Annotated in this window: 21 protein-coding genes; 7 read left to right on the forward strand and 14 right to left on the reverse strand. The window is 73.6% G+C overall.

The window, feature by feature from the left end; all coding sequences use genetic code 11:
- Positions 1-30: 30 nt before the first annotated feature.
- A complete protein-coding gene (locus tag WME95_RS06160; RefSeq protein WP_437907498.1) occupies positions 31-1,281 on the reverse strand; it encodes a DUF3829 domain-containing protein in 1,251 nt (416 codons plus the stop codon).
- A 223-nt stretch (positions 1,282-1,504) separates the two neighbouring features.
- Between WME95_RS06160 and WME95_RS06165 the strand changes: the two genes are divergently transcribed.
- From WME95_RS06165 to recN, 3 genes are all read left to right on the forward strand, one after another.
- On the forward strand, positions 1,505-2,317 hold the full coding sequence (locus WME95_RS06165) for a hypothetical protein (RefSeq protein WP_437907499.1): 813 nt from the start codon (positions 1,505-1,507) through the stop codon (positions 2,315-2,317).
- A gap of 228 nt (positions 2,318-2,545) precedes the next feature.
- Positions 2,546-4,999, forward strand: a complete 2,454-nt coding sequence (locus WME95_RS06170; RefSeq protein WP_437907500.1) for a hypothetical protein — start codon at positions 2,546-2,548, stop codon at positions 4,997-4,999.
- A 34-nt stretch (positions 5,000-5,033) separates the two neighbouring features.
- Entirely contained in the window at positions 5,034-6,731 is a 1,698-nt protein-coding gene (gene recN / locus WME95_RS06175) for a DNA repair protein RecN (protein ID WP_012233701.1), read from the forward strand.
- Between the two features lie 71 nt (positions 6,732-6,802).
- Here recN and WME95_RS06180 read toward each other — a convergent pair whose 3' ends face one another.
- The 3 genes from WME95_RS06180 to WME95_RS06190 form a co-directional block, all read right to left on the reverse strand.
- Entirely contained in the window at positions 6,803-8,335 is a 1,533-nt protein-coding gene (locus tag WME95_RS06180) for an FAD-dependent thymidylate synthase (RefSeq protein WP_437907501.1), read from the reverse strand.
- 271 nt (positions 8,336-8,606) lie between these two features.
- Positions 8,607-9,425 carry a type I methionyl aminopeptidase gene (gene map / locus WME95_RS06185; protein WP_012233703.1) on the reverse strand — a complete coding sequence of 273 codons (819 nt, stop codon included), beginning with the start codon at positions 9,423-9,425 and terminating at the stop codon, positions 8,607-8,609.
- Entirely contained in the window at positions 9,422-10,015 is a 594-nt protein-coding gene (locus tag WME95_RS06190) for a cobalamin ABC transporter substrate-binding protein (protein ID WP_437907502.1), read from the reverse strand. The genes map and WME95_RS06190 overlap by 4 nt, the downstream gene beginning before the upstream one ends.
- A gap of 291 nt (positions 10,016-10,306) precedes the next feature.
- Between WME95_RS06190 and WME95_RS06195 the strand changes: the two genes are divergently transcribed.
- Positions 10,307-11,161 (forward strand): hypothetical protein, encoded by an 855-nt coding sequence (locus WME95_RS06195; RefSeq protein WP_437907503.1) that lies wholly within the window; start codon positions 10,307-10,309, stop codon positions 11,159-11,161.
- Positions 11,162-11,370: 209 nt separating this feature from the next.
- Here WME95_RS06195 and WME95_RS06200 read toward each other — a convergent pair whose 3' ends face one another.
- The 10 genes from WME95_RS06200 to WME95_RS06245 all read right to left on the reverse strand — a co-directional run bounded on the left by WME95_RS06200 (position 11,371) and on the right by WME95_RS06245 (position 18,561).
- A complete protein-coding gene (locus tag WME95_RS06200) occupies positions 11,371-11,634 on the reverse strand; it encodes a NifU family protein (protein WP_012233706.1) in 264 nt (87 codons plus the stop codon).
- Between the two features lie 136 nt (positions 11,635-11,770).
- Positions 11,771-12,607: a hypothetical protein gene (locus WME95_RS06205; protein WP_437550108.1), complete on the reverse strand. Its 837-nt coding sequence runs from the start codon at positions 12,605-12,607 to the stop codon at positions 11,771-11,773.
- Between the two features lie 98 nt (positions 12,608-12,705).
- Positions 12,706-13,929 (reverse strand): hypothetical protein, encoded by a 1,224-nt coding sequence (locus WME95_RS06210; protein ID WP_437907504.1) that lies wholly within the window; start codon positions 13,927-13,929, stop codon positions 12,706-12,708.
- Positions 13,926-14,732, reverse strand: a complete 807-nt coding sequence (locus WME95_RS06215) for a hypothetical protein (protein WP_437907505.1) — start codon at positions 14,730-14,732, stop codon at positions 13,926-13,928. The genes WME95_RS06210 and WME95_RS06215 overlap by 4 nt, the downstream gene beginning before the upstream one ends.
- 89 nt (positions 14,733-14,821) lie before the next feature.
- Complete coding sequence (locus WME95_RS06220) at positions 14,822-15,304, reverse strand: serine/threonine protein kinase (protein WP_437907506.1); 483 nt, start codon at positions 15,302-15,304, stop codon at positions 14,822-14,824.
- Between the two features lie 14 nt (positions 15,305-15,318).
- The gene (locus WME95_RS06225; protein ID WP_437907507.1) at positions 15,319-16,227 is read right to left on the reverse strand and encodes a DUF4349 domain-containing protein; all 909 of its coding nucleotides are present in this window, start codon (positions 16,225-16,227) and stop codon (positions 15,319-15,321) included.
- An 84-nt stretch (positions 16,228-16,311) separates the two neighbouring features.
- The gene (locus tag WME95_RS06230; RefSeq protein ID WP_437550118.1) at positions 16,312-16,863 is read right to left on the reverse strand and encodes a CDP-alcohol phosphatidyltransferase family protein; all 552 of its coding nucleotides are present in this window, start codon (positions 16,861-16,863) and stop codon (positions 16,312-16,314) included.
- Positions 16,864-17,020: 157 nt separating this feature from the next.
- The gene (locus tag WME95_RS06235) at positions 17,021-17,455 is read right to left on the reverse strand and encodes a universal stress protein (RefSeq protein WP_437907508.1); all 435 of its coding nucleotides are present in this window, start codon (positions 17,453-17,455) and stop codon (positions 17,021-17,023) included.
- Between the two features lie 292 nt (positions 17,456-17,747).
- Entirely contained in the window at positions 17,748-18,197 is a 450-nt protein-coding gene (locus WME95_RS06240; protein ID WP_437907509.1) for a hypothetical protein, read from the reverse strand.
- Between the two features lie 7 nt (positions 18,198-18,204).
- A complete protein-coding gene (locus WME95_RS06245; protein ID WP_437550124.1) occupies positions 18,205-18,561 on the reverse strand; it encodes a DUF4398 domain-containing protein in 357 nt (118 codons plus the stop codon).
- 910 nt (positions 18,562-19,471) lie between these two features.
- Between WME95_RS06245 and WME95_RS06250 the strand changes: the two genes are divergently transcribed.
- The 3 genes from WME95_RS06250 (at position 19,472) to WME95_RS06260 (ending at position 23,180) form a co-directional block, all read left to right on the forward strand.
- On the forward strand, positions 19,472-19,708 hold the full coding sequence (locus tag WME95_RS06250; RefSeq protein WP_437907510.1) for a hypothetical protein: 237 nt from the start codon (positions 19,472-19,474) through the stop codon (positions 19,706-19,708).
- A 565-nt stretch (positions 19,709-20,273) separates the two neighbouring features.
- Positions 20,274-22,076: a protein kinase domain-containing protein gene (locus WME95_RS06255; RefSeq protein WP_437907511.1), complete on the forward strand. Its 1,803-nt coding sequence runs from the start codon at positions 20,274-20,276 to the stop codon at positions 22,074-22,076.
- 111 nt (positions 22,077-22,187) lie between these two features.
- Positions 22,188-23,180, forward strand: a complete 993-nt coding sequence (locus tag WME95_RS06260) for a DUF362 domain-containing protein (protein ID WP_437907512.1) — start codon at positions 22,188-22,190, stop codon at positions 23,178-23,180.
- Positions 23,181-23,182 lie beyond the last annotated feature (2 nt).

A 23,182-nucleotide genomic window follows, 5' to 3' on the forward strand; every position in this document is an offset into this window, starting at 1 on the left:
GCCTCCCTCGCGGGGAGCCCGCCCGGGCGGTCACTCCTTCTCGGGCTCGGGGGCGGCCGGCGCGGCCGGCGCGGCCGGCTGCGCGGTCCCGGCGGCCTCGCGCGTCGCCGCCTGGCTCTTCGCCATGAGCGAGCGGGAGAGCGCGCGGTGCTTCCCCTCGATCACCGACACGAAGCTCGTGACGACCGGCAGGAACAGGGCAGGGGAGGTGATCCCCTTGTCCGTCAGCTTGGGCTCGGCCGCCTTCACGTCGCGGATGAAGCCGGCGAGCGCGGGCTCCATGATCTTGGCCCACGGGTCGGTCTGGTGGGTCGAGCCGTACGCCTTGAGCGCGGCCGCGGACGTCTCCAGCTTCTGGAGCGCGGCCTTCTCCGCCGCCGGATCGACGTTCTTGCTGGCGAGGATCAGCATGAGCGCGCGCGCGTCCTCGAGGGCCGTGATCGCCTCCTTCTGGCCCGCTTCCGCCTTCGCGAGGTCGGGCAGGTGCGATGAGTGCCACGCGGACACCGCGAGGCCGAGCTTGTCGGAGTGCGCGTCGAGCTTCTGGAAGTCGGCGAGGAGCTTCGCGTGGAGCTCCTTGCCCTTCGCGAAGCTGTCCTTCTTGTACTCCTCGCGCTGGTAGTAGTTGGCCGCCGCGGCGATGTTCTTCGCCAGCTCGGTCGCGAACGGCGCGTACTCGGCGAGCGCGCCGTCGACGTCCGCCATGGCCGGCTCCTTGAGGCTGAGGGCGACGGTGCAGGCGCGCGCGTTGCGCTCGTGCGGCGCGCGCGCGCTGAAGTTGATCGGCCGGCGCTCGTCCGGCTTGCCAGGAGGGGTCGGCGCGCCCTTGGCGGCGGGGGCGCTGGTGCCGCCCGGCGCGGCGGCGGCGCCGGGCAGGCCGGCCGTCTTCGGCGCGGCGGCGGCGCCGGGCGCGGGCGGCTTCGCGGGGAGCGCGCCCTTCGCGGCGTCTCCGGCCTTCGCCTGATCGTCGTTGCCGAAGCTCGGGATCTTCTTCTCGCTGGGCTCATCCTTGCCGAGGCTCGCGAGGTACGCGTCGCGGGCCTGCTTCAGCGAGAGCGTCCCGAAGTAGCAGACGTCGACGCGGTACTCCTTCATCGACTGCGGGTCGACCTTCGCCATCGGCGACACGGGCGTCCGCAGGCTCGCCTTTCCCTTGTTCGTGTTCGCCGCCGCGGAGCTTGCCGGCTCCGGCTGGGGAGGGGGCGGGTCCTCCTTGCAGCCGGCGGCACCGCTGGCGACGAGCACGAGCGCGATAGAACAGAGAGACCTGACGGAAATCATTCGGTGTGCCTCCTCGGCTGGCGCAGGAACGGGCGCATCATGCCTAAGCCGGCGGCGCTTGCAACACCCGGCCAGGGGCGAGAACTTGCGGCCCTGGTCGGGAAAACCCCGCCCTCGGCACAAAACACGTGACGCCGCCCGGTTCTTCCAGGCCTCCGCCGGGGCTGTCCTTCCCCGGCCTCCGCTGTGGCTGACGAAACGTTCCGGGTCTAATGTCCGCCGCGTGAAGCTGCGAACCTTGACCCTGGACGAGCTGACCATCGACGACGAGCGCTCCTTCCGGCACGTCGCGCTCTACGACGATCTGAAGCAGGCACTCCGGCGCGACGGGTACCGCTTTCGCGTGCCCGAGGGCGATACGAGCTGGGATCGCGTCGTCTTCTTGAACCTGACGTTCTGGAGCCAGAGCGAGCAAGGCGACCTGATCGCCGGCGACCACCTCGCCGCCGACGTCGTCGCGCACGTCGCGTGGCACCACCTCGCCCACCGCGCGCTCTCGGCCGCGGGCGCCGGCGCTCCGCCCAGCGCTGAGTCGCTCCTGCTCGCCGAGGCCATCGCCAGCGCGTTCGATCTGTACCTCGTCGGGCGCCTCCTTGGGCATGCCCCCAGCTCCGACTTCCTGGCCACGCAGGTGCCCGCGATGGCCGAGGCGGCCGAGGCGGCTGGCCTCTCCGACGCCGGGTTCGAGGCGCTCCTGGAGAGCGTGGCCGGGAACCCGGAGCGCGCCTTCGAGGACCTCCGCGCCCTGCTCTTCGACGTCACGACGGCGCTCGTGCGCTGCGATCGCCTGAGCCGCGCCGCGGAGATCCTCGCCGGCTTCGACGCCCACCGGTTCGCGCCGCTCCTCCACCACTACGAGCTGTCGAACTGGATCCTGTCGACCCGCGCTTCCGGGTCAGCCCCCGTCCCCGATCCGGTCGCGCGCGCCGTCGACACGGCGCTGCGGAGCGCGCCGGTGTCGCTGGACTGGTTGGAGCAACGCTGGGTGCGCCCGCCCGCGCCCCTGCCGGCGCCCGCCGGCGAGCCCTCCGCCTAGGCGAATCCAGCGGGATCCGGCGGAATCCCGCAGCCCGGAGCCGGGCGGAGCGGGCGAGCCCGAGGACGACCGCCCTGGTCACCTGTGAAGAAGATTGCGCGTGCTGGCGAGCTGCGCGATTCTCTTCTCAAGGTGCAACTCGCCTGCTCTCTCTGCAGGACCTACGTGGAGATCGGTGTAGGACGCGAGATGCGTCCGTCCTTGCCGTTTGTCTGCAAGACGTGTCGCATGAAGAGCAAGCAGTCCGCTTCCGAGAGGGGTGAGCCACGGTCTTCCCCCTCGGGCGTTCCGAGCTCCGCGAGCGGACGCGACCGGCGGGAGCCGTCGAGCGAGCCGGAGCGCGCGAAGCCTTCCTCCGGGCGCCGCTCGGAGAGGGGGGCCGGGCTGTCGAGCGATGTGCTGGACGCCGAGACGACGCTCCCGGGCGCTGGCATCCAGCACCGGCTTGAGCCCGCAGGCGACACGGAGCGGCGCGCGGCGCCGGCGGCGGCCGGAACCAGGCGAGGGCTCACGCTCGCGGAGCGGATCGCGCAGCAGGAGCTGGACGCCGCGCCTGAGTCCAGCCCGAGGGCGCTGGATGCGTTCTACGCGGCGGCCGAGGCCTCGCTCGAGCACGCCGTCGTGACGCCGGACGGCGGGCTGGGGCGGCGCGAGGTCCCGGCGCGGCATCGGACGTTCGCCGGCCTCTCCTGGGACGACGCGCCCCGCGGCGGCGCGGCGCCGGCCGCTCGGAGCCCGTCCGCGCTCCCTCCCGCCGACTCGGATCCCGTCTCGATCCAGGACCTCGCGCAGATGCTCTCCCCGGGCGTCGAGCCGCCCTCGCTCTCGTTCGGCTCGCACGCCGTCGAGGAGGAGCGCGCGAGCCAGCCCGCGCCCGCGCTCGAACCCGCGGTCGTGCCCCGCGCGACCCCGCGCACGCCGGTCCCGGCGCGACCGCCGGCGCGGCGCGAGCAGCGCACCACGGCGCCGGTGGCGCGGCCCCGGGCCGCTGCTGTCCCGCGCGCAGGCGGCTCCGCGCGGCCTGTCGCGCCGCCGTCGGAGATGCCGCCGGCGCCGCTCTCCGAGATACCGTCGGCGCCGCTGTCCATCGACGAGGGCCGGCCGTCGTCGCACCGCTCGTCGCCCGAGCTCCGGCTCCAGGACGTGCAGGCGATGGCGGCGCTCGCCCCGCAGCCCATGCCGTCCGCGCGGCGCGCCCGGTCCGGTCCGAGCGCCGCGCAGCACGCCGATGCCTCTCCGGCGGACCTCGCCTTGCTGGGTTCGCTCGCCCCGTCGCCGGCCGCGGGCCCGCCGCGCGTCGCCGAGGAGCAGCAGCGAGACCGCGCCAGGTCCAAGGCGGCCGAGGCGCAGGGCGCCGCGGGAGAGCCGCGGGATCAGGGGAGCGACGAGCGGCCGTCGCACGAGCCGCTCGCGCTCACGAACCTCTCCCCGCGCTCGACCCCCCACGCGGCGGGCGGCGGGCCCGGCCAGACCGAGCCTCGCGGGCGCGCCGAGCGCAAGGAGACCTCGGGCCTGATCGACCTGCGCAGCATGGCGCCGCCGCCCGGCGAGGAGGGCGAGGCGCGCCGCAACGAGGACCGGGCCGATCACGAGATCCTGAGCATCAACAGCGGGCTGTTCGATGACGCCGCCGCTGGGCGGAGCTCGGACTCCTCGTTCCCCTCGCAGCCCGTCGAGCCCGAGCTCCTGGCCGTCGAGGGACACACGTCCTCCGGGGAAGAGACGCCGGTGCGCACCTCGATCACGGCCGGCTCCCTCGTGTCCGAGAAGCTGCGCTCCCTCTCGACGCCGGCGTCGCGGCAGAACATGGCGCTCGCCGGCTGGGTGACCGTCGTCTTCATCGTGTTCGGCGCTGCGCTCTACCTCGCGCAGGCTCACGGCCGCTCGTCCAGCGCCGTGGCGACCCAGAGCGCGCCCGCAGGCAGCGGCGCGCTCGTTGCGGCGCCGCCCGAGGTGCCGCCTCCGTCGTCCGCCGCGGCGGCGCCCGCTGGCCAGACCGCCGACCGGGAGCCGTCCCTGGACGACGAGCCGGTCGCGGAGCCGCCGGCCGCCGCTCCCGGCCCTGCGGAGCAGGCGCTGGCCGCCTCCGCCAGCCCTGCCGGCGAGCCAGCGGCACCGCCGCAGCCCGCGCAGACAGGGGCTGCTCCTGGGGCCGCACCCGAGCCGACCGCCGCGCCGGCGTCGAGCGCCGCGCCAGCAGCGACCGCCGCGCCGGCGGTGAGCCCCGCGGCAGCGGCGCCCGCCGCGCCGGCGGCCACCGCCGCGCCGGCGGCGACCGCCGCGCCGCAGGCCAGCCAGAAGCCTGATGTACCCGAGCGCCCTGCCCGGGCCGCGGCGCCGAGCGAGCCCGAGCGCGCCAAGCCAGCGGGCAAGCAGCCGCCGCCGGCGCCGCTCCTTCCGGCGAAGGACGAGCCAGCGCGCTTCGATCAGAGCGCCGCGTCCGCCGTCCTCGCGTCCGCGGCGGCGGCGGCCGCCGGGTGCACCGGCGAGGGCCTCACCGGCACGGCCCGCGTGGCCGTCACCTTCGCCCCCACGGGGAAGGCCATGTCGGCACGCGTGGAGGGGGGCGACCTGGTCGGGACCGCCACCGCCGGGTGCATCGCCGGTGCATTCCGCGACGTCGCGGTGCCGCCTTTCGAGGGAATTCCGGTCACCGTCATGAAGCAGGTGAAGATCCGCTGACGACGGGTCGAAAGCTTTCTATCCTCCCGCCGCTGTGCTGGTCGCGCTTCGGGTCAAGAACTTCATCCTGATGGACGCCCTCGAGCTCCGGCTCGAGCCCGGGTTCAACGTGCTCACCGGCGAGACGGGCGCGGGCAAGTCCATCGTCGTGGGCGCGCTCTCGCTGGTCCTCGGCGGCCGCGCGAGCGCCGAGCAGGTCCGCCCCGGCGCGGACGAGGCGGAGATCGAGGCGCTCTTCGACGTGCGCGGCTCCGATCGCGCGATGGCGATGCTCGACGCCGCCGGCATCGCGAGCGAGGGCGAGCTCGTGGTCCGCCGCGTGGTCCAGGCGACAGGCCGCTCGCGCGCCTACCTGAACGGCCGTCTCTGCACCGCGGGCGAGCTCCAGGCGCTCGCCCCGGAGCTCGCCGACGTCGCCTCGCAGCACGAGAGCGTCGCGCTGACCGATCCGTCTACGCACCTCGGCTACCTCGATCGCTTCGGCCGCCTCGTGCCTGCGCGCAGCGAGCTCGCGGCGGACGTCAGCGCGCTCGAGGCGCTCACCGCCGAGCTCAGGGCCGCCCGCGAGCTCGAGCGCGGCCGCGGCGAGCGCGAGGCGTTCCTCTCCTTCCAGCTCCAGGCCATCGACGCGCTGTCGCCGCGCCCCGGCGAGCTCGCCGATCTCGCGGCCGAGCGCAACCGGCTCCGCCACGCGGGCCGCCTGCACGACATCACGCGGCGCGCCGCGTCCCGCCTCGATCAAGGGGACGACGCGATGTGCGACGAGCTCGCGCGCCTCGCCTCGGAGCTCCGGGCGGCGGCGGAGATCGATCCCGCGCTCGACGATGTCGCCCGCGCGGTCGACGGCTGCTGGACGGAGCTCAGCGAGGCGGCCCGCCAGATCGCCCGTTACGCCGAGCGCGCGGAGGCCGACCCGGATCGCCTCTCCGAGATCGAGGATCGCATGTACCGCCTCGAGGGTCTGCTGCGGCAGCACGGCCCGACGCTCGACGACGTGCTCGCCGCGCGGGCGCGCCTCGCGGCCGAGCTGGAGCGCCTCTCGGGGGTCGAGAGCCACGTCGCGGAGCTCGAGCGGCGGCGCGACGCCTTGCTCGCCGTCGCCGCCGAGCGCGCCCGCAAGCTCTCGGCGAAGCGGCGGAAGGCCGGCGAGAAGCTCGGCGCCGCGATCTCCTCGGAGCTCGCCGATCTCGGCATGGGCGGGGCGCGGGTCGTCGTGGACATCGAGCCGCACGGCGGCGACCGCGCCGAGCTGGTCGTCGACGGCGCCCGCCTCGGCCAGGACGGGATCGACCGCGTCGAGTTCCTCATCTCGCCCAACAAGGGCATCGAGCCTCGCCCCCTGCGCCGCATCGCCTCGGGCGGCGAGCTCTCGCGCGCCCTGCTCGCCCTGAAGCGGGTGCTCGCGGAGTGCGGGCCCGCCGGGCTCTACGTCTTCGACGAGGTCGACAGCGGCGTCGGCGGCGCCGTCGCCGACAAGATCGGGCGCGCGATCGGCGACGTGGCGCGCCACCACCAGGTGCTCTGCATCACCCACCTCGCGCCCATCGCGGCGTTCGCCGGCGCTCACTTCGTCGTCGCCAAGGAGAACGCGGGCGGCATCGCCAAGAGCTCGGTCACGCGCGTCGACAAGAAGGACCGCATCGCCGAGGTGGCGCGGATGCTGTCGGGGGCGAAGGTCACCGGCGCGTCGCTCAGGGCCGCGACAGAGCTCATCGAAGCGGCACGCCTATAGATCGACGGCGCACCCAGGGCGACGGCGTAGCCGAGGTGACGGCGTAGCCGAGGCGGGGCGCGTGGGGCGGATCAGCTCCGCGCGAGCGCGTAGTCGTTCAGATCGACGCGGATCAGGTCCTTCAGCCAGGGGTGCACCGTGATCGCGGTGCGGTAGAGCCCCTGGGCCATGCGCCGGTAGCTCGTGTGCCCCTGCTTCGCCGAGCGGAGCTCGATGACGTGGAAGAGCTCGCGCAGGTTCAGCGTCCAGAGGGTCCTCACGCGGAAGCCGAGCGGCACCGCGTACTGCGCCTCGAGGGGGTAGCGCTCCTCCATCGCGTTCCACACGTCGCGCGCGGCGAGCATCGCGTCCTGATACGTCTCGGCGTGGCCGAGATCCGAGAGGGCCTGCGGCGTCTCGAAGCCGAGCCGGCAGGTGAGCCGCTGCGTCGCCGGCGTCAGCATCCTGTGGCGCTGCAGGTCGCGGTAGGCGCCGTAGTCGAGCATCAGCTCGAAGGTCATCGTCGACGCCTCGAACGCGCGCGGCGGCGCGTCGTACGGGCCGCGCTTCTCGCACGCGGCCTTCGCGATCCCGATGAGCTCCGGCAACGTCGCGCGGTGGAGCGCGTCGCCCAGGTTGTAGGCGTGCACGCCCGGATCGCTGCCGTCGTACGCGAGCGCGAGCGCGACGCGCTCCAGCGCGTCCTTGTCGTAGCGCACCAGCCGGACAGGCTGGTTGATCACCATCGTCGCGCTCACGCCCTCCTCCGGCGGCGTGTAGACCCGCTTCATCGCCGCGGCGACGGAGGCCTGCAGCGTCTGCCGGAGCTCGTTCGGCGCGGCGTACTTCACGAGGGTCGGGGTCACGGCCAGCGCCGCCGTGTGCATGTCGCGGGCGACCCTGCGCACCTCCTCGAGCGGATGCGACAGCATCTTCGTGAGCAGGACCTCGAGCGCCCTCGCGTTCGCGGTGAGGCCGATGTTCGTCCGCGTCCCCGCCGGCAGGAGGCCGCGCAGGAGATCGCACGCCTGCGCGCGCAGCGCCCCCTTGTAGGCGGCGTCCGACATCTTCTCGGGCTTCGGCGAGCGCGCGCCGAGCTGCTCGGTCACCCTGGGGACGAGGTCGAGGTAGGTCGCGAAGAGCCGCTCGCTCGAGGCCTTGTATCTGGCGGCGTGCTCGGCGTCGAGCTCCGGCAGGTCGACGAACGAGTGCTGATCGAAGACCACGTAGCGCGTGCTCTTCTCCGTGTACGAGCCGAGCCGCAGGTCCTCGATCACCTTGGACGCGACGATGCTGACGTTCTCGATCGCGAGGTGCACCACGGCGTGCTCGGCGACCGACGCGTGGCCGTAGCCCACGACCCATTTCTCGTGGAAGCTCCGCGCCTTGTCCGACGCGAACGCGAGGCCCCGGCGCGGCCGGCCATCGGCCTCCGGGGCGACGTCGAGCTCCTCGTCGCCGAGCAGGCGCGCCAGGTTGGTGCGCAGATCGTCCCGGCTGCGCGAGTAGTACGCGAACAGGACGGCGATGACTTCTTCCGGCAGACCCGACAGCGAGAAGACGTCGGCCGTCGGGCTCGACACATACGGCGCGATTCGGGCACGCGACGCTTCGTCCAAGGCCATGCCCCTGCTTCTACTCCCAATCGCAGGCCGGACGGTCGACAAAACTCGGTTTCCGATCGACAGATCCGGGCCACGTCGGCGCACCGACGCGCCGGCCCTCGCGGCCGGGGCTGGCCGGCGCGCGCTGCCCGGGCGTGGTGAGCGTCGTCGGCGTGGTGAGCGTCGTCGGCGTGGTGAGCGTCGTCGGCGTGGTGAGCGTCGTCGGCGTGGTGAGCGTCGTCGGCGTGGTGAGCGTCGTCGGCGTTGTGCGCGTCGTCGAGCGCGCTCTGCGTCAGAGCGCTCGCGCCGCGGAGACGACGAAGGGATCGGGGAAAATCTCGCTGTTCGCGAGCGGCCGGTTGCGACGGGTCAGCACCTCGCAGCCGTTCCTCGTCACGACGATGGTGTGCTCGAACTGCGCCGACAGCGAGCGATCGGCCGTCAGCGCGGTCCACTTGTCTTCCTGGATCTCGACCTCGTAGGTGCCGAGGTTGATCATCGGCTCGATCGTGAAGCACATGCCGGCGCGGAGGCGGGCGCCGCTGCCGTACTTGCCGACGTGCGAGACCTGCGGCGCCTCGTGGAAGCGCCGCCCGATGCCGTGCCCGACGAAGGCCCGCACCACCGAGCAGCCCTCGCCCTCGGCGAACTCTTGAATGGCGGCCCCGATGTCGCCAAGGCGCGCCCCGTCCCGGACCTGGGCGATGCCGAGCTGCAGGCTGCGCCGGGACACCTCGGTCACGTGCTTCGCCTCGGCCGAGGGCTTGCCGATGTAGAAGGTCGCGGACGTGTCGCCGTAGAAGCCGTTGTAGATCGTGGTGACGTCCACGTTGATGATGTCGCCCGGAACGAGCACGCGGTCGCACGGGATGCCGTGGCAGACCACCTCGTTGATCGAGGTGCAGACGCTCTTCGGGAACCCGTGGTAGTTCAGCGGCGCGGGGTAGCCGCCGCGGCGGATCGTGTCCTCGTGGACGAAGGTGTTGATGTCCTCGGTGGTGATGCCGGCGCGGATCATCTCGCCGACGCCGAGGAGCGTCTCCGCAGCCATCTGTGAGGCCGTGCGGAGGGCGTCGACTTCTTTGACCGTCTTGATGCTCACGTTGCTCACGGCGCAGACAGCTCCCCGAGGACGACGGCCTCTTTGACGGCCGCGGCGACCTCCGCTGTATCAGGTGAAAGGTGCCAGTGGATCTCCGGCTCGCCGGCCTCGCCGGCGAAGCGCCGGATGAAGGCGATGAAGGTGAGCCCGCGGAGCCGCGCGTCGATCGCCTTCGCGACGCCGAACGCGCGGCTCTGCGGCCGGATGTGGAGCTCGAACGCCCGGTCCGGCGCCCGGGGTGTGGTCAGCGGAGGGTAGCCGACCTGGATCCCGAGGTGGTAGGTGCTCTGTTCGCCGATCGAGTCGACCGTCACCGTGTTGACGCGGACCCGCGCGACCACGTCTCCCGTCTGCGACCGCTCGCGGAGGAACGGGTCGGATCTGGGCGAGGGGCCGTCCAGCGAGAAGCCCACGGCGGCAGGCTCGATGTTGTCGTCGAAGACCTCGCGCGCGCGCCCCTCCCATGGGGGCAGGCCAGCCTGTGCATCGGCGGACGCCGCGGGGCGCTCGTGATCGGCGACGCAGCCGCCGGCGGGGCCAACGGTCGCCAGCGCGGCGAGCGCAAGGCGCAAAGGTGCAGCACCGGCGGCAGGCATCATCCTTGGGGCCAGAGCTCGTAGCACGTCGGCCGGTCCCTGTCAGGACCCGGCACACACCGGCTACATGCGCTGTCGAGGCTGTTTTGCCCTCGTCGCGATCCGCCTCGCGCTCGCTCTCCATCGATCCGGCCGAGCGATCGTCCAACGGCGGTCGACCCGGCTCGGTGCGGAGAACCTATTCTCCTGTCCTACCGCAGGTGCTAGCGTTCTCCGGCTTGCCGGGCTGGGTTTCCTGGCTTTTGCGATTGCACAGAGCGCAGGGACAGGGCCTGCGCCGGCTGGAGGAGGAACATGAAAGCGAAGAGGCTCCTGGGAGCGGCGCTGGCTCTGGGGCTGGGCCTTGCGGCGATCACGAGTGCGACCGTGGCGGCTGCCCAGCAGAAGCGGGGGACGAGCGGAGCGCCTGCCGCGGCTCCTGCCAAGCCTGCCGATACGCCGGCGACGAAGAAGACGATCGCGCTCACGCCTCCGGGCATCGCCTGGGGGATGACCACCAAGCAGGTGGCGGCGGTCATCGACAAGATGCTCGATGAGGCGTACGTGCCGCGTTACAAGGCGATCTCGCCCGGCGTGAAGATGAGGGCGCTCGACGCGGAGCTCGCCGAGGAGAAGAGCGCGTTCCGCCGCAGCCGCATCGACTTCGGCGGGTTGCCGACCGGCATCGACGCGACGCCGCTCAAGGGCGAGTACACCTACCTCAACAAGGAATCGATGATGACGCTGACCCGCGAGAGCGGGAAGCGGTACTTCTTCTTCATCCAGGACAAGCTCTGGAAGATCATCGACGAGCACCCGCTGGGCGAGAAGGCCGCCCGGGGGAAGGACTATGCGTCCGCCGTGGTCAAGCTCGCGACGGCGTTCGGGGTGCCTGGCCGCGTGACGCCCCCTGCTCCGGACAAGGGCCGCTACGTCAACGAGGTCGACTGGAAGGACGCGGCCACGCACTTCCGCGCGATCGAGCGGAACGACTCCGAGATCGCGTTCGCCTACGAGGACCTGGTCACGCTGGGCAGCCTCGATTCGCTCCGCCCCAACAAGCCGGTCGACGCGAACGCCATCGACCCCGCCGTCGCCTCCGCCGTCCGCAAGGAAGAGCCCCCTCCCGGCCCGCCCCCCTCCGCCGACAAGCCCGGCAAAAAGAAGTAGCCCTTCTCCCACCGCGTCCCGGTAGCCCAGCGGAGGCGGTCACCCGGTAGCCCAGCCGAGGCGGCCCCTCCCCGTCCCGGTAGCCCAGCTGAGGCGGCCACCCGTACAGGAGACGGGTCCAGATCGGCGTTTTCGGCGCGCAAGCGCACTCCAGTGCGCTGAGCACCGAAAACGTCGAGATGGGCCCGTCTCCGCAGCGGGCGGCTGCCTCACGCTAGCGATGCGCCGTCGGGGACACGCATGCCGTTCGTCACGATGACCCGCGCGGACGGCGCGACGGCGAGCACCGCTGGCTCGATCACCGCGCGCGCGGTGAGCATGGCCCCGGGGCAGCCCGAGCACGCGCCGGCGAGGTGGAGCGTCAGGTGATCGGGCTCGACGGCCACGATGTAGAGCTCACCGCCGTCGGCTCGGACGAGCGGCGCGATCACCTCGCGGCAAACCTTGAGAAGCTGATCGATGGAAGCCGGCATGGGGGTGAGCTCGGCAGCGCGAGCCAGTCGCCACAGCCTAGCACGGTAGCGCTCGATAAGGAGATCTCCCCAGGCCCGCCGCGCGCCCTCACAGCACCCGGGGCCGTAGCCAGGGGGACCGCCCCGGAGGGCGCGCTCAGAGCGTCGAGACGAGCGCCGCGACGCCGGCGTCCGCGGCGAGCTCCGGAACGCGCTGCCCCGCAGCGCCGAAGGTGCGGCCGGCGATCTCCACCGTGCCGCTCCAGGGGCCCGAGGCCGTCTTCGCCGGCAGGTCCAGCTTCTCGAGCGCCTCGGTGTTGACGTCGGGCGTCACCGGTCCGCCGTACGCCTTCGCGCCCTTCCACGCGAAGACGTAGAGCAGCGGCGTCGACTTCAGCCCGTCCCGCTTGGCGATCTCGGCGATGTCGCGCTTGGCCGCCTCCTGCAGCCGGTACGCGTAGGCGCGGAACGACCAGCCCGTGACGAAGAGGCCCTGGAGCTCGCCGCCGCTCCGTGTGACCGGGTGCACGGCGACCCACTGGAGATCGGGGCCGTTCCTGACCCCGCGCATCTCCTGCATTTCCCCGAACGCCTCGACGACGCCGCTGCCCGGGGTCAGCACCTTCCTGAGCTCGGGGAACGAGGCCAGGACGGACCTGTTGGCGAGCATGTCCGGATCGGCCTCGCTGCGCAGCACCGTGCCGCTCGGATCGGCGAAAGAGAAGAAGGTGCTCTTCGCGAACCCGAGCTCCTTCACCGAGGCGCGCGCTCCCGCGATCGCCTTCTGGAGCCCGAGCAGGTTCGCGCCCGGGTCGGTGTCCACCAGCGCCGCGAGCTTCTGCGAGCCCGCGGGGAGGCCCGTCCGCACCTGGCCAACGTCCTCCGCGACGACCGGCGCGAGCTTGGCGCAGAGCTCCGCCGCATGCTTCTGGGAGGTCTTGCCGTCCTCCTGACACGCGCTCCCGAGGGCGGCGGCCAGCGCACAGGCGAGCACGGCAGGCTTGCTTTCGCTTCGGGCGAAGGTGGAAGAGCGCATCATCGAGAACGACTCTCCGAGGCGAGCGGAGTTCCGACGGCCGGGACCATCACGCCTCACAGGGTTTCCGGGGTTACAAAAATGATCTCGACCCGGGCGTTGCGGGCGCGCTCGCTGCCCCCCGGATCGACGACCGGGGACGCGGATCCCGCGAGGAACGGCGCGATGGACGGGCCCGCGGGCGCCCCCGCGGCGGTCGCACCTTGCGCAGGACCGAGGGCGCGGACGACGGCATCGGCCCGCGCCGCCCACGCGGGCTCTTCGCTGGCGCGGATCTCCCGGTCCGTGTGCACGACCACGGCCACGGGAAAGGAGGGGTGCGCCGTGGCGACCAGCGCGAGGTCGCGGAGGCGCGCCTCGCCGGCCTTCGTGAGGGCGTTGCCGGCAAAGAGCCCGCGGAGCGTGACCACGATGCCGCGATCGTCGCGGACGGGCGACCAGGTCCCTGCGGCCGAGAGCTCTGCGAGGAGCCCGTCACCAGCGCCAGGCGCGCGGGTCACCGGCGTGGCGGCGCGGCGCGCGGCCGTCAGCGCGGCGAGGCAGCCCGCCCGGGCGCGGGAAGCCTGATCGATGGGCGCCGGGATGGCGCGGGTGGAGCCGCTCGCCTCGGCGAGCTCCGCGTCGAGCTTCTTGATCGCGGTGGTCGCCCCCTCGAGCTGCGTCGCGAGCTCGGCGCTGCCGGGCTGCGCACCGGTGGGGCTGGCGCCTGCGGGCTGCGCGCTGTCCTGCGGCGCCGGTGCGATCAGGAGGCGCGCCGCGCCGCACAGCAAGCGGGCCTGGAGCGCGAGCGAGCGCGCGGCGGCGAGGCGCGCCTTCTCGCGATCCGCATCGGCCTTGCCCGATGGGACCACGGGCTGCGCGTCCCGGGCGACCTTGGTCCGCATGTCGAGGGCGTCGACCTCGGCAGCGACGCGCGACTGCTCGGCCTCGAGGCCCGCGAGCGACGCCTCGCCCGCGGAACGCTGGGCCTTCGCCTCGGTCTCGGCCGCCTCGGCCCGAGCAACCCGCGACAGCGCGTGCGCGTGCGCGTGCGCCGCGATGGCCTGCTCGCCCAGGATCTGCGCCCCGGATCGATCCTCGCTCTCGAGCGCGGCGAGCGCGTCGCCGCGCAGCTTCTCCGCCCGCGCGAACGCGCCCGGCGCGTGCCGCTTCGACTCGGCGGCGACCGCCCCCGCGCGGACGTGATCGAGCTCATCGAGCACCGCTGGCCGCGGGATCGGCGCGCACGCGCCGAGGAGCACCCCCGCGACGGCGACCCCTGCGAGGCGACGCGCGCTCAAGGCGTGCCCTCCTGGCCCACCGGAGCCGTCGCCTTGCCGGCGCCGCCCTTGGGCCCGGCGCCTGGCGCCGCGGTGGGCGCTTGTTCGGCCCCTCGCGCCCCCCGCGTCGCCTCCTTGGGCGCCGCCCCTCTCTTGCCGGCTTCTATCCGCTGCGCTTCGACGTTCGCCGCTGCCCTGGTCGCCTCGCGCGCCTCGGCCTCGATCCGCTCGAGCTCCGCCGCGGCGCGGCCTCGCCGCGCCTGCGTCTCTTCGAGCAGCGCGCGCGCCCGCTCGAGCTTCGTCTCGACCTCGCGCGCGCGCTTCGCGGCCTCCACGGCCCCCGCCGCCGCCGCGGCGGCGCGCAGCAGCGTCCTCGCCGCCTCCGCCCACTCGAGGGCCACCGCGTCGAGCCGCCGCGCGTTCGTCGGGTCGCCCGCCGCGCGCGCGCCGTGCGCGCGCTGGAGCGCGCGCTTCGCGTGCGCCATCGGCTCGGCCACGACCTTCGCGGCGCTCGGCGAAGGCCCGCTCGCCGCGATCGGCGCCCCGACAGCGGTCTGCTCGCCGCCGGCGGCCTTCTCGCCGCCGGCGGCCTTCTCGCCGGCGACGGCTGCGGGCGGGGGCGCGACGCGGCCCTCGATCTCGCGGAGGATCTGCGCCGCCTTGGCGCCGTCGCCGGGGGGCGGCGTGGGCAACGTGGCGAGCGGCTTCTCTCCTCCGCCGTGCGCCAGGGCGTCGGCGCTGCCGAGCGTGGCCGCGAGGGCGAGGAGCAGCGCCTGGCTCGACCGGCGCTGCCGCGCGTCACAGGGAAGGGGGCGGGAACGCACGTCCGCCAGGTAGCAAACAGGGCTTCCGCGAGCAAGCGCAGCGGCGCAGCGGCTGTAGGGGCGCGCGCGGCCGACGCGGGCGGCGCGGGTCACTCCGGCAGGAAGTTGCGGATGGCCCAGTCGATCTGCTGCTGATGCCGCTCGACCAGCGCCTTCGCGCCGCCCGCCTCGTGGAGGAAGACACGATCGTCGTTGACGAAGACGGTGAGGTAATAAAGGTGCGCTTCCTTCCCCTCGTCGTGCCCGAAGCGCAGCTGGACGCCCGGCAGGCCGTTCCGGGCCTTCACGTCGGTCTTGCCGAGCAGCGCGTAGCCGCCGCCCTCGCGCAGCCGCTTCTCGATCACGCGGGACCAGAAGGCGAGGTCGCCCTTCGGATCGTTCTCGAACGCGCGGATCCCGATCACCAGCCCCTCGGCGGTGGTCGCGCGGTACTCGTCGTCGCCATAGCGGTCTTCGAGGTCGACGAACCCCGGCGGGGTCGCGGGCGTGAAGGGCCGGCCGCAGGCGAGCAGCGCCGCCGCGCCGGTGAGCGTGGCGACGAGGGCGAAGGCGTGGCGAAGGGAGTGGTTCATCGGAGGCGCCCGGTTCACAGGTTGAGGAGCCGCGAGAGGCCGAGCTCGTTGAGCCAGTCGATGGGGAGCCGCGGTCCCGACGGGGCGAGGGTCTCCGTCGAGCGCGGCTGGAAGGACACGGTGAGGGTCGAGAACGCGATCCGATCGCGCAGGAACTTGAGCCGTCCCTCGAGGCGCTCGAGCTCGCTGGACACGCGCGCGAGCTCGCGCTCCAGCTGGATCGACTCCTCGACCTTCGCGGCCTTCTCGAGCAGCTTCTCCAGGCGATCCCGGACCGCCCGCGCGTTCCGGATGCGGATCGCGAGGTCGAAGAACTCCTCGGTGACGTCCTGGGCGACGACGTTGCGCTGGAGGATGTCGCCGAGGTCCGCCAGGCGCTTCAGCGCCTCGTCGAACCGGGCGGCGGGGACGCGGATCGTGATCGTCCGATCGTCGCGGCGGGCGAGGAAGCCGCCGAGATCCCGCGCGAGCGCCTCGACCTTGCCGAGCGACGCGCCCACCTCGAACACGGCCATCGCGATCTCTGCCGTGTAGACGAGGAGGGGCGCCGGCGCCTCGCTCACCTGGGCGGCGGCCGGCGGCGTTCCTTGCGGCGCGGCGCCGGACGAGGTCGGCGCCGGCTGCGGCGTGGCGGCGGTCGGCGCCGGCCTCGCCGCCGGGGGCTGAGCGCCGCCGCCGGGCGCCGGCGGCGGCGCAGCCTTGGCGAACTCCGCCGCCACCGACACCTCGGCATCGTACGACTCCTCGCGCACCGACTCGCCGGCCGTCTGCATGACTCGAGGAGGCATCCCTGCCATCGGGGCCGGCGCCGCGCCGTACGCCGGCGAGCTGGAGGCGTCGCGCGCGGCCGACGGGGCGGAGCTGCAGGCGGCAGGGCCGGCGAGCGAGGCAAGGAGAGCCCAGACGGGCAGCGTTCTTCGCATGGTTCCTCGGAGCATGGAGCCGGTGGCAGGCGCTCAACGCGCCGCCTGGGCCGACCTTACACCAGGAGCGCCCCCAGGCGGCACCTACGCCGCCCCGGGCACGCGGCGGAGTTGGCGCGCCCAGTACGAGACGCCCGCGGCCGCGCCCGCGATCGCCGACGCGGCGAGCATCGCGGGCAGCGCCGAGGGGAGCGCGATCGCGGTGAAGACCGCCGCGAACTGCACCACCGTCGCGAGCTTGCCAGGGATGTTGGCGCTCGCCGTCGACAGGCGCGCGCCCTGGAAGCGGCGGCTCACCGCGATCCAGAGCGCGAGCGGCAGCTCGAGGAGCTCGCGGGCCAGCAGCGCCGGGATGCCCCAGAGGGGGAGCGCGCCGCTCTCGAGGAGCGTGCCCACCACCGCGAGCGCGAACACCTTGTCCGCGATCGGGTCGACGATCGCCCCGGTGGGCGTCACCTGACCGGAGCGGCGGGCCAGCCAGCCGTCCAGCACGTCCGTCAGGCCTGCGCAGCAGAGGACGGCGAGGGCGAGCGCAGGCCGCGTGGCGACGATCGGGAACAGGGCCGCCAGCGGCAGCCGGGCCAGGCTCACGAGGTTCGGCGGAAGCGCGAGATCGCGCGGACACAGGGGCGACATGCGAGGAACTCCACGCGTCGCATGCGACGCAGAAGCCGGGGCCCTGACCCACGTCGAGCGCGGCCGAGCCCGCCCTAACCCAGTCGAGCGCGGCCCTGCCCGCCGCGCCCCGGCCGGCAGCCGCGCCGGCCCGCCCACCGCGAGGCGCCGCGGAGGATCAGCTGGCCACGCGCACCGTGAGCACGGGGACGTTGCTCTTCCGGATCACCTGCTCGGCGACGCTCCCGAGGAAGAGGTGCGTGAGCCCCCGGCGGCCGTGCGTGCCCATGACGATCATCGCCGCCCCCTGCTCGTCGGCGGCGGCGAGGATCTCGGTCGCAGGGTCGCCCTCGCGCAGCGCCGTCGAGAGCCCCCCTGTCTGCGCCGAGAGCTGCTGGACCGCGCGCGACGCGGCGGCGCTCACCTCGGCGTGGAACCCGGGCATCAGCGCCGGCTCGAGCCCGGGGTACGTGTAGACCGGGAGCTGGTAGACGTGCAGCAGCACGACCCGGTGCCCGAGCCTCGCGCCGAGATCCTTCGCGAGCTCGATCGCCTTCATCGAGGCGGCCTCGAAGTCGACGGGCACCAGTATCACGTTCGCGCCTTCCTTCATCGCGCTCTCCTCGCACGCGGGACCGGGTGTCCCGTCGAACTTCGAACTTCGACCGACGCTGGCCTCCGGGACGCCTTCGATGCCGGCGGAGGCGCGTCGCGCGCATCTTGGATCCAAAAATCGGCCACTCCCAGGAGAAACTGTTCCCTGGAAGCCGCGCCGACGCCCTGGGCGGTACGCGGCGCGCGGGGGCGCTCGGGCCGATCCGCCCGGATCCCGGCGGCAAATCAGGCGTCGCGCGGGCGCGCGGCGGTGAGCGCGACGGCGCGGCAGCGCAGGAGCGCGGCCGCGATCACCTGGCGGACTGCCGAGGCCGCGTGCGCGCGCCGTCGAGCGCGACGCCGCGACCGACATCGACGGCAGGGTCGGGCGACGCGGGCTCAGGCTCGCCGCCGGGGGGTGCGCGCGGCGCCGCGGCGCGCTGGCTCCGCCGCGCGCGCTCGAGCGCGCTCTGGTTCGCGCGCACGAGCGAGGACAGCAGCGAGCACTGCGCCCTCCGCCGCGCGACGTAGGCCGCGTCGCGCGCGATCGTCGAGCGCGGGCGCTCGCGCTCCACGCGCTCGGCGATCGCGAGCGCCTCCTCCGCCTGCCTCAGCTCGGCGATCGCGAGCGGCGAGAGCGGGTTGTCCTGCGCCTGTACGACGGCGGCGCGCGCCGTCAGCAGCTCGGGCGGCGGCGCGGCCGCGCGCGTCGCGCAGCCCGCGAGCGCGAGCGCCATGGCGAGCGGGGCTCCGGCGCGCACGCGGGCCTTACTCCTTCCCCTCGGCGAGCGCGCTCGCCTGGTCCAGCGTGCGGCCCGCGGCGTCGCGCAGGCCTGCTTCCCTCACGACGAGCGCCGCGAGCTCCGCGTCGACCTCGGCCCGCCGCAGCAGCCAGCGCGCGCCCTCCACGTCGCCCACCGAGATCCGCCGCCGCGCCCGCGCGAGCTCGCTCCTCGCCAGCGCGAGGTGCATGGCCGCGCGCCGGTCGGCGCTCGCGCCCTCCCGCTCGGCCGCGCGGATCGCCGCCCTGGAGCGGGCGAGCTCGGGCGGCGACGCCGGCGGCCTGAACGCGGCGCACCCGGCGAGCTCCAGACAGGCGATCACGAGCGCGGTTCTGGCGAGCATTTGCGTGGATTCCCGATCTCGCGGCGCCGGTGGCACCGTCGCTCCCGGCGGCGCGCCTGGGATCGCGCTGTGCATCGGGCAGGCCAGCCTGGCCGACGCGATCCGTGCGCGCGAGCTGCTCGCTGCCCGCGGACGAGCCGGGCTGACCTGGACCAAACCCCGAGCGCCGTGCTCCTCGCCGATGGCAGGGGCCCGGTCGTCCGCTGCTGGTCCGATGCTCGGCGCGATGCCTCTGCCGTTCAGCTCCACGAGCCGGGGAGCGATACGTGGTCGCTGGTGCCGTCCCTCGAGGAGGAGCCCGGAGTCTCCGGCGGCTGCGCCGCCGGAGCATCGCCAGCTTCTTGCTCTTCCGGGGCACGCGACCGCTGCGACGACCCCTCCTGTCGCCTCTGCCCATTGCGCAATGGATTGCGCTGTTGCGCATCCGATGACGGCGCCTGAGCCCCCCGCGTGTGACCTCTTGTCGCGAGCGACGCCCCGAGATCGGCAGGCCTCGTTGCAATGATCCACAAGGACCATCCGAGCGAGCCGGCAGCGATGGGATTGCGTCGATGCCCAGATGCGGGTGACCCGCCTGGGCCTCGAGTCGGCGGTCCCGAAGGACGGCAAGAAGGGGGGACGCCGCGCGCTTAGGGCCGAGGACGGCAGAAGAGATCCTCTCGCTGCAGCGCGCCACGCAGGGGGCACAGACGCGGTATCTGCTGACCGCCGAGAAGAACGAGAGCCCCAGCGACGCGCTCGACGGGCTCGGCGGCTTCTACGCGGCCCACCTCGACGAGGCGCGCGCCGTGGCGGCCGAGCTGCGCTTCGTGTTCCTTGGCCAGCCGGAGATCGTGCGCGCTGCCCTACAGGGAGGCTCAGCGCTTCTGCTGAGCTTCCCTGGGTGGACCCCCGATGGTACGCTGCGGCCATGAGCTCGCTGCGAGCCAAAGTGCACGGCGGCCGGCTGATCCTCGACGAGCCGACGAGCTTTGCCGAGGGGACCGTGATCGATCTCGTGGTGGCCGACAACGACGACCTGGACGGAGAAGAGCGGGCTCGTCTCGACGAGGCGCTCGAGGTGTCGCTGGCGAGCGCGGGCGAAGGCACGATCGACGCGGACGAGTTTCTGGCGGAGATCGCGCGCCTCGAGCCGGCGCGCGGATGAAGCGAGCCCGCATCCGGCTCACCAAGGAGGCCGTCCGCCAGGCGAGGGAAGCGGCCGCATGGTGGATCGAGAACCGATATGCCGCTCCTTCCCTGTTCCGCGAGGAGCTCGCGGCCCTGCTCAGCCTGCTCAGAATGGCGCCCAAGGCCGGAGCGCCGTACGCGCACCGGCGGATCAAAGGCGTTCGCCGCGCTCCGCTCCCGACGTCGCGTTACCTGGTCTACTACGCGTCGTTGACCGCGAGGGCGGAGAGGTCCTTGTGCTGGCCGTCTGGAGCGCCCTGCGCGGGCGGCCACCGCAGCTCTCGCTGGAGTGAGCCGTATCGGGTGCACCCCACGCACGTCGGCGCGACGCTCGACGTCCGTTTTCTCCCGGCGCTCCGGCGCCGTAGCGCCCGGCTAGCCACGGTGGCGCACCTCCGCGTCAACGCGACGCTCCGAGCGCGAGAACGTTAGCCCCCCGGCACCTCCGAAAGCCCCCCTCGAATAAACGCCCCGCGCCGGCCGTCTTCCGTCGGCCGGCTTCTTTCTCAGCGCTCGCTGCTTCCGCTACTCTGGCAATCGCTGTGCCGCCCGTCGACCCCAACCTCCGCACCACGATCGTCCACGCGTTCGCCGTCACGGTGGCGGATCCGTCCAGCCTGGTGCGCACCACGTCGCGCGGCGGGAGCGACGACCCCGCGAGGAGCAGCAGCCGCGGCCCCTCGATCCTCCCCGAGGTCGGCCAGATCGTCGGCGGGCTCTACCGCCTGGGGCGCCTGCTTGGGCAGGGCATGTTCGGCAAGGTGTACGTCGCCCAGCGGATCGACGTCCCCGAGCACCAGGTCGCCCTCAAGCTCATGCCCCGCTCGCTGTACGCGATGCGGAACGTCGAGCGAGAGCTCGTCATGCTCGCGACCGTCGGGCACCCGCACGTCGTCCAGCTGAAGGACCACGGCATGAACGCCGACTACGTGTGGCTCACCATGCCGGTCTACGAGGGCGAGACCCTCGCCCAGCGCCTCGAGCGCAGCCCCCTCGCCCTGCGCGAGGCGCACGACATCTTCCTCGCCGTCGCGCGCGGGCTCGAGGCGCTCCACGCCGCCGGGCTCCGGCACCAGGACGTCAAGCCCGACAACATCTTCCTCGCCAGGTTCGCCGGCCGCGTCCACCCCATCCTGCTCGACCTGGGCGTGGCCGCGGAGCGAGAGGCCTCCTTCTGCGCCGGCACCGCGCTCTACGCCTCGCCCGAGCAGCTCCGGGCGCTGAACGGGTTCCCCGGCGCCGTGCCGCTCTCCGAGAAGATGGACACGTACGGGCTCGCCACGACCCTGCTCTACTCGCTCGTGAACCCCAGGGACTTCCCGGGCGAGTCCGCGCAGAGCCGCACCGAGCTCGCCGAGTCGCACGACGTCCGCGCCGACAAGCCGCTCGCCGACAACGCGCTGCCAGACCTCACCGGGCGCCCGCGCGAGATGTTCCAGGCCGCGCTCAGGCGATGGCTCGCGATCGATCCGAACGAGCGCCCGACGATGACCCAGCTCGCCGAGGAGCTCGACGTGCTGCTCGAGCCGGAGCGCGAGGCGGAGCGCGAGGCGGAGCGGCTGCGGATCAAGCAGAAGACGTCCTACCTGCGCGCGCGGATCGCGGCCGGCGCGCTGACCCTCGTGGGCTGCGCGGTCGTGCTGCTCGGCTTCTCGAAGCGCGAGACCCTGCGGCTCGCGAACGAGCTCGAGCAGGCCCGCCAGCGGGGCGCCGAGTCGTTCGACAAGCTCGACACCTGCGTCGCCAGCCACCAGATCGCCCAGTCCGAGGCGATCGCGTGCCGCGGCGCCCGCGATCAGGATCGCGCGGATTTCAACGCGACGCTGGCCACCCTCCAGAAGAGCGGCTCCACGTCGGAGGCCGAGCACGCCCGCGAGATCCAGGTGCTGCACGCGACCCAGGCCGCGCGCCTCAAGACCTGCGAGGACAGCGCAGCGGCCGCGCAGAAGGCGGCCATGGACGAGCGCGCGCGGCTCGCCGAGGTCGAGAAGGCGCGCGCCGCCGTCACCGCCGAGCGCGACGAGGCCAGGGCGCTCGCCGACCAGCGCTCGGCGGACCTCGCCAACGCGGCGCAGCTGCGGGCCGCGTGCGACGCGGAGCGCGCCAGCTGTTTTGCAGAGCGCGATCGCCTGAAGGCCGACCCGTACGAGCCGGACGAGCCCGCCACCCCGCCGCCCTCGCCGCCTGCGCACGCGCCGCCCGCCGCGAGCGGCGCGCCGCCGCAGGCGCCGCAGCCGGCGAGCACGGGGGCTTCCCCCGCCGCAGGCGCTCCGGCGACGCCAGCGGCCCCAGCGGCCCCAGCGGCCCCGGCGACCCCGGCGACGTCCACTGCGGCTCCTCCTTGAGCGCCGTTGCTGGAAGCGCCGGGAGGCGGCGCACGTCGGTTCCGCCAGGCCACCTCTGCTTGTGGCGACCGCCCGGGGAGGCTATCCGTAGGTCCAGGGAAGGCGAGGGCCATGGGTGACATTTCTCGACGTGAAATGCTGCGTCGGCTGAGCGCGGCGGGCCTCGTCCTCGGGGGCGCGGGCGGGCTCGCGGCGGCCCGGTGGGATCGCGGCGGCAGCGCCGCCGTCGCCGCCGAGCGCCAGCAGACGCGGGACTACCGGCTCCGCGACGCGCCCGCAGGGGTGCCGGAGCTCGTCGTCGCCCGCGCCGGCGCCGAGGCGCTCGCCGCGGGCGCCCCGGACCCGGCCGCCCTGGTCCGGAAGGCGGTCGACGCGCTCGGCGGGATGCGCCGCTTCATCTCGCGCGGCGACGTCGTGGTCGTGAAGCCGAACATCGGCTGGGATCGCACGCCGATCCACGCGGCCAACACGAACCCCAAGGTCGTGGCCGAGGTGGTGCGCCTCGCCTACGACGCCGGCGCCAAGACCGTCATCGTGACGGACGCCTCGTGCAACGAGCCGAACCGCTGCTTCCAGCGCTCCGGCATCTGGAAGGCCGCCTACGACGTCGGCGGGGAGGTCGTCATCCCCGCGGCGCACCGCTTCCGCGGCATGCGCCTGAAGGGCGAGGTGCTCGACGACTGGCCCGTCTATACGCCGCTCGTCAACGCGGACAAGGTCATCAACGTCCCCATCGCGAAGCACCACAACCTGTCCAAGTACACCGGCGCGATGAAGAACTGGTACGGGGCGCTCGGCGGCCGGCGCAACCGCCTCCACCAGAACATCGACGTGTCGATCGCCGATCTCGCGACGTTCATCCAGCCCACGCTCACCATCGTGGACGCCGTCCGCGTCCTCATGCGCAACGGGCCGCAGGGCGGGAACGTCGCCGACGCGAAGGACATGCACACCGTGATCGCGACGACCGACCAGGTCGCCGCCGACGCGTACGGCTGCCAGCTCATCGGCCGCAAGCCGGAGGAGATCCCGTACCTGAAGATGGGCCACGAGCGTGGCCTGGGCACGATGCACTGGCAGAACCTGCGGCTCGCCGAGGTGTAGTA

Source organism: Sorangium sp. So ce327, assembly GCF_051530205.1.
Lineage (GTDB): Bacteria > Myxococcota_A > Polyangia > Polyangiales > Polyangiaceae > Sorangium > Sorangium cellulosum_B.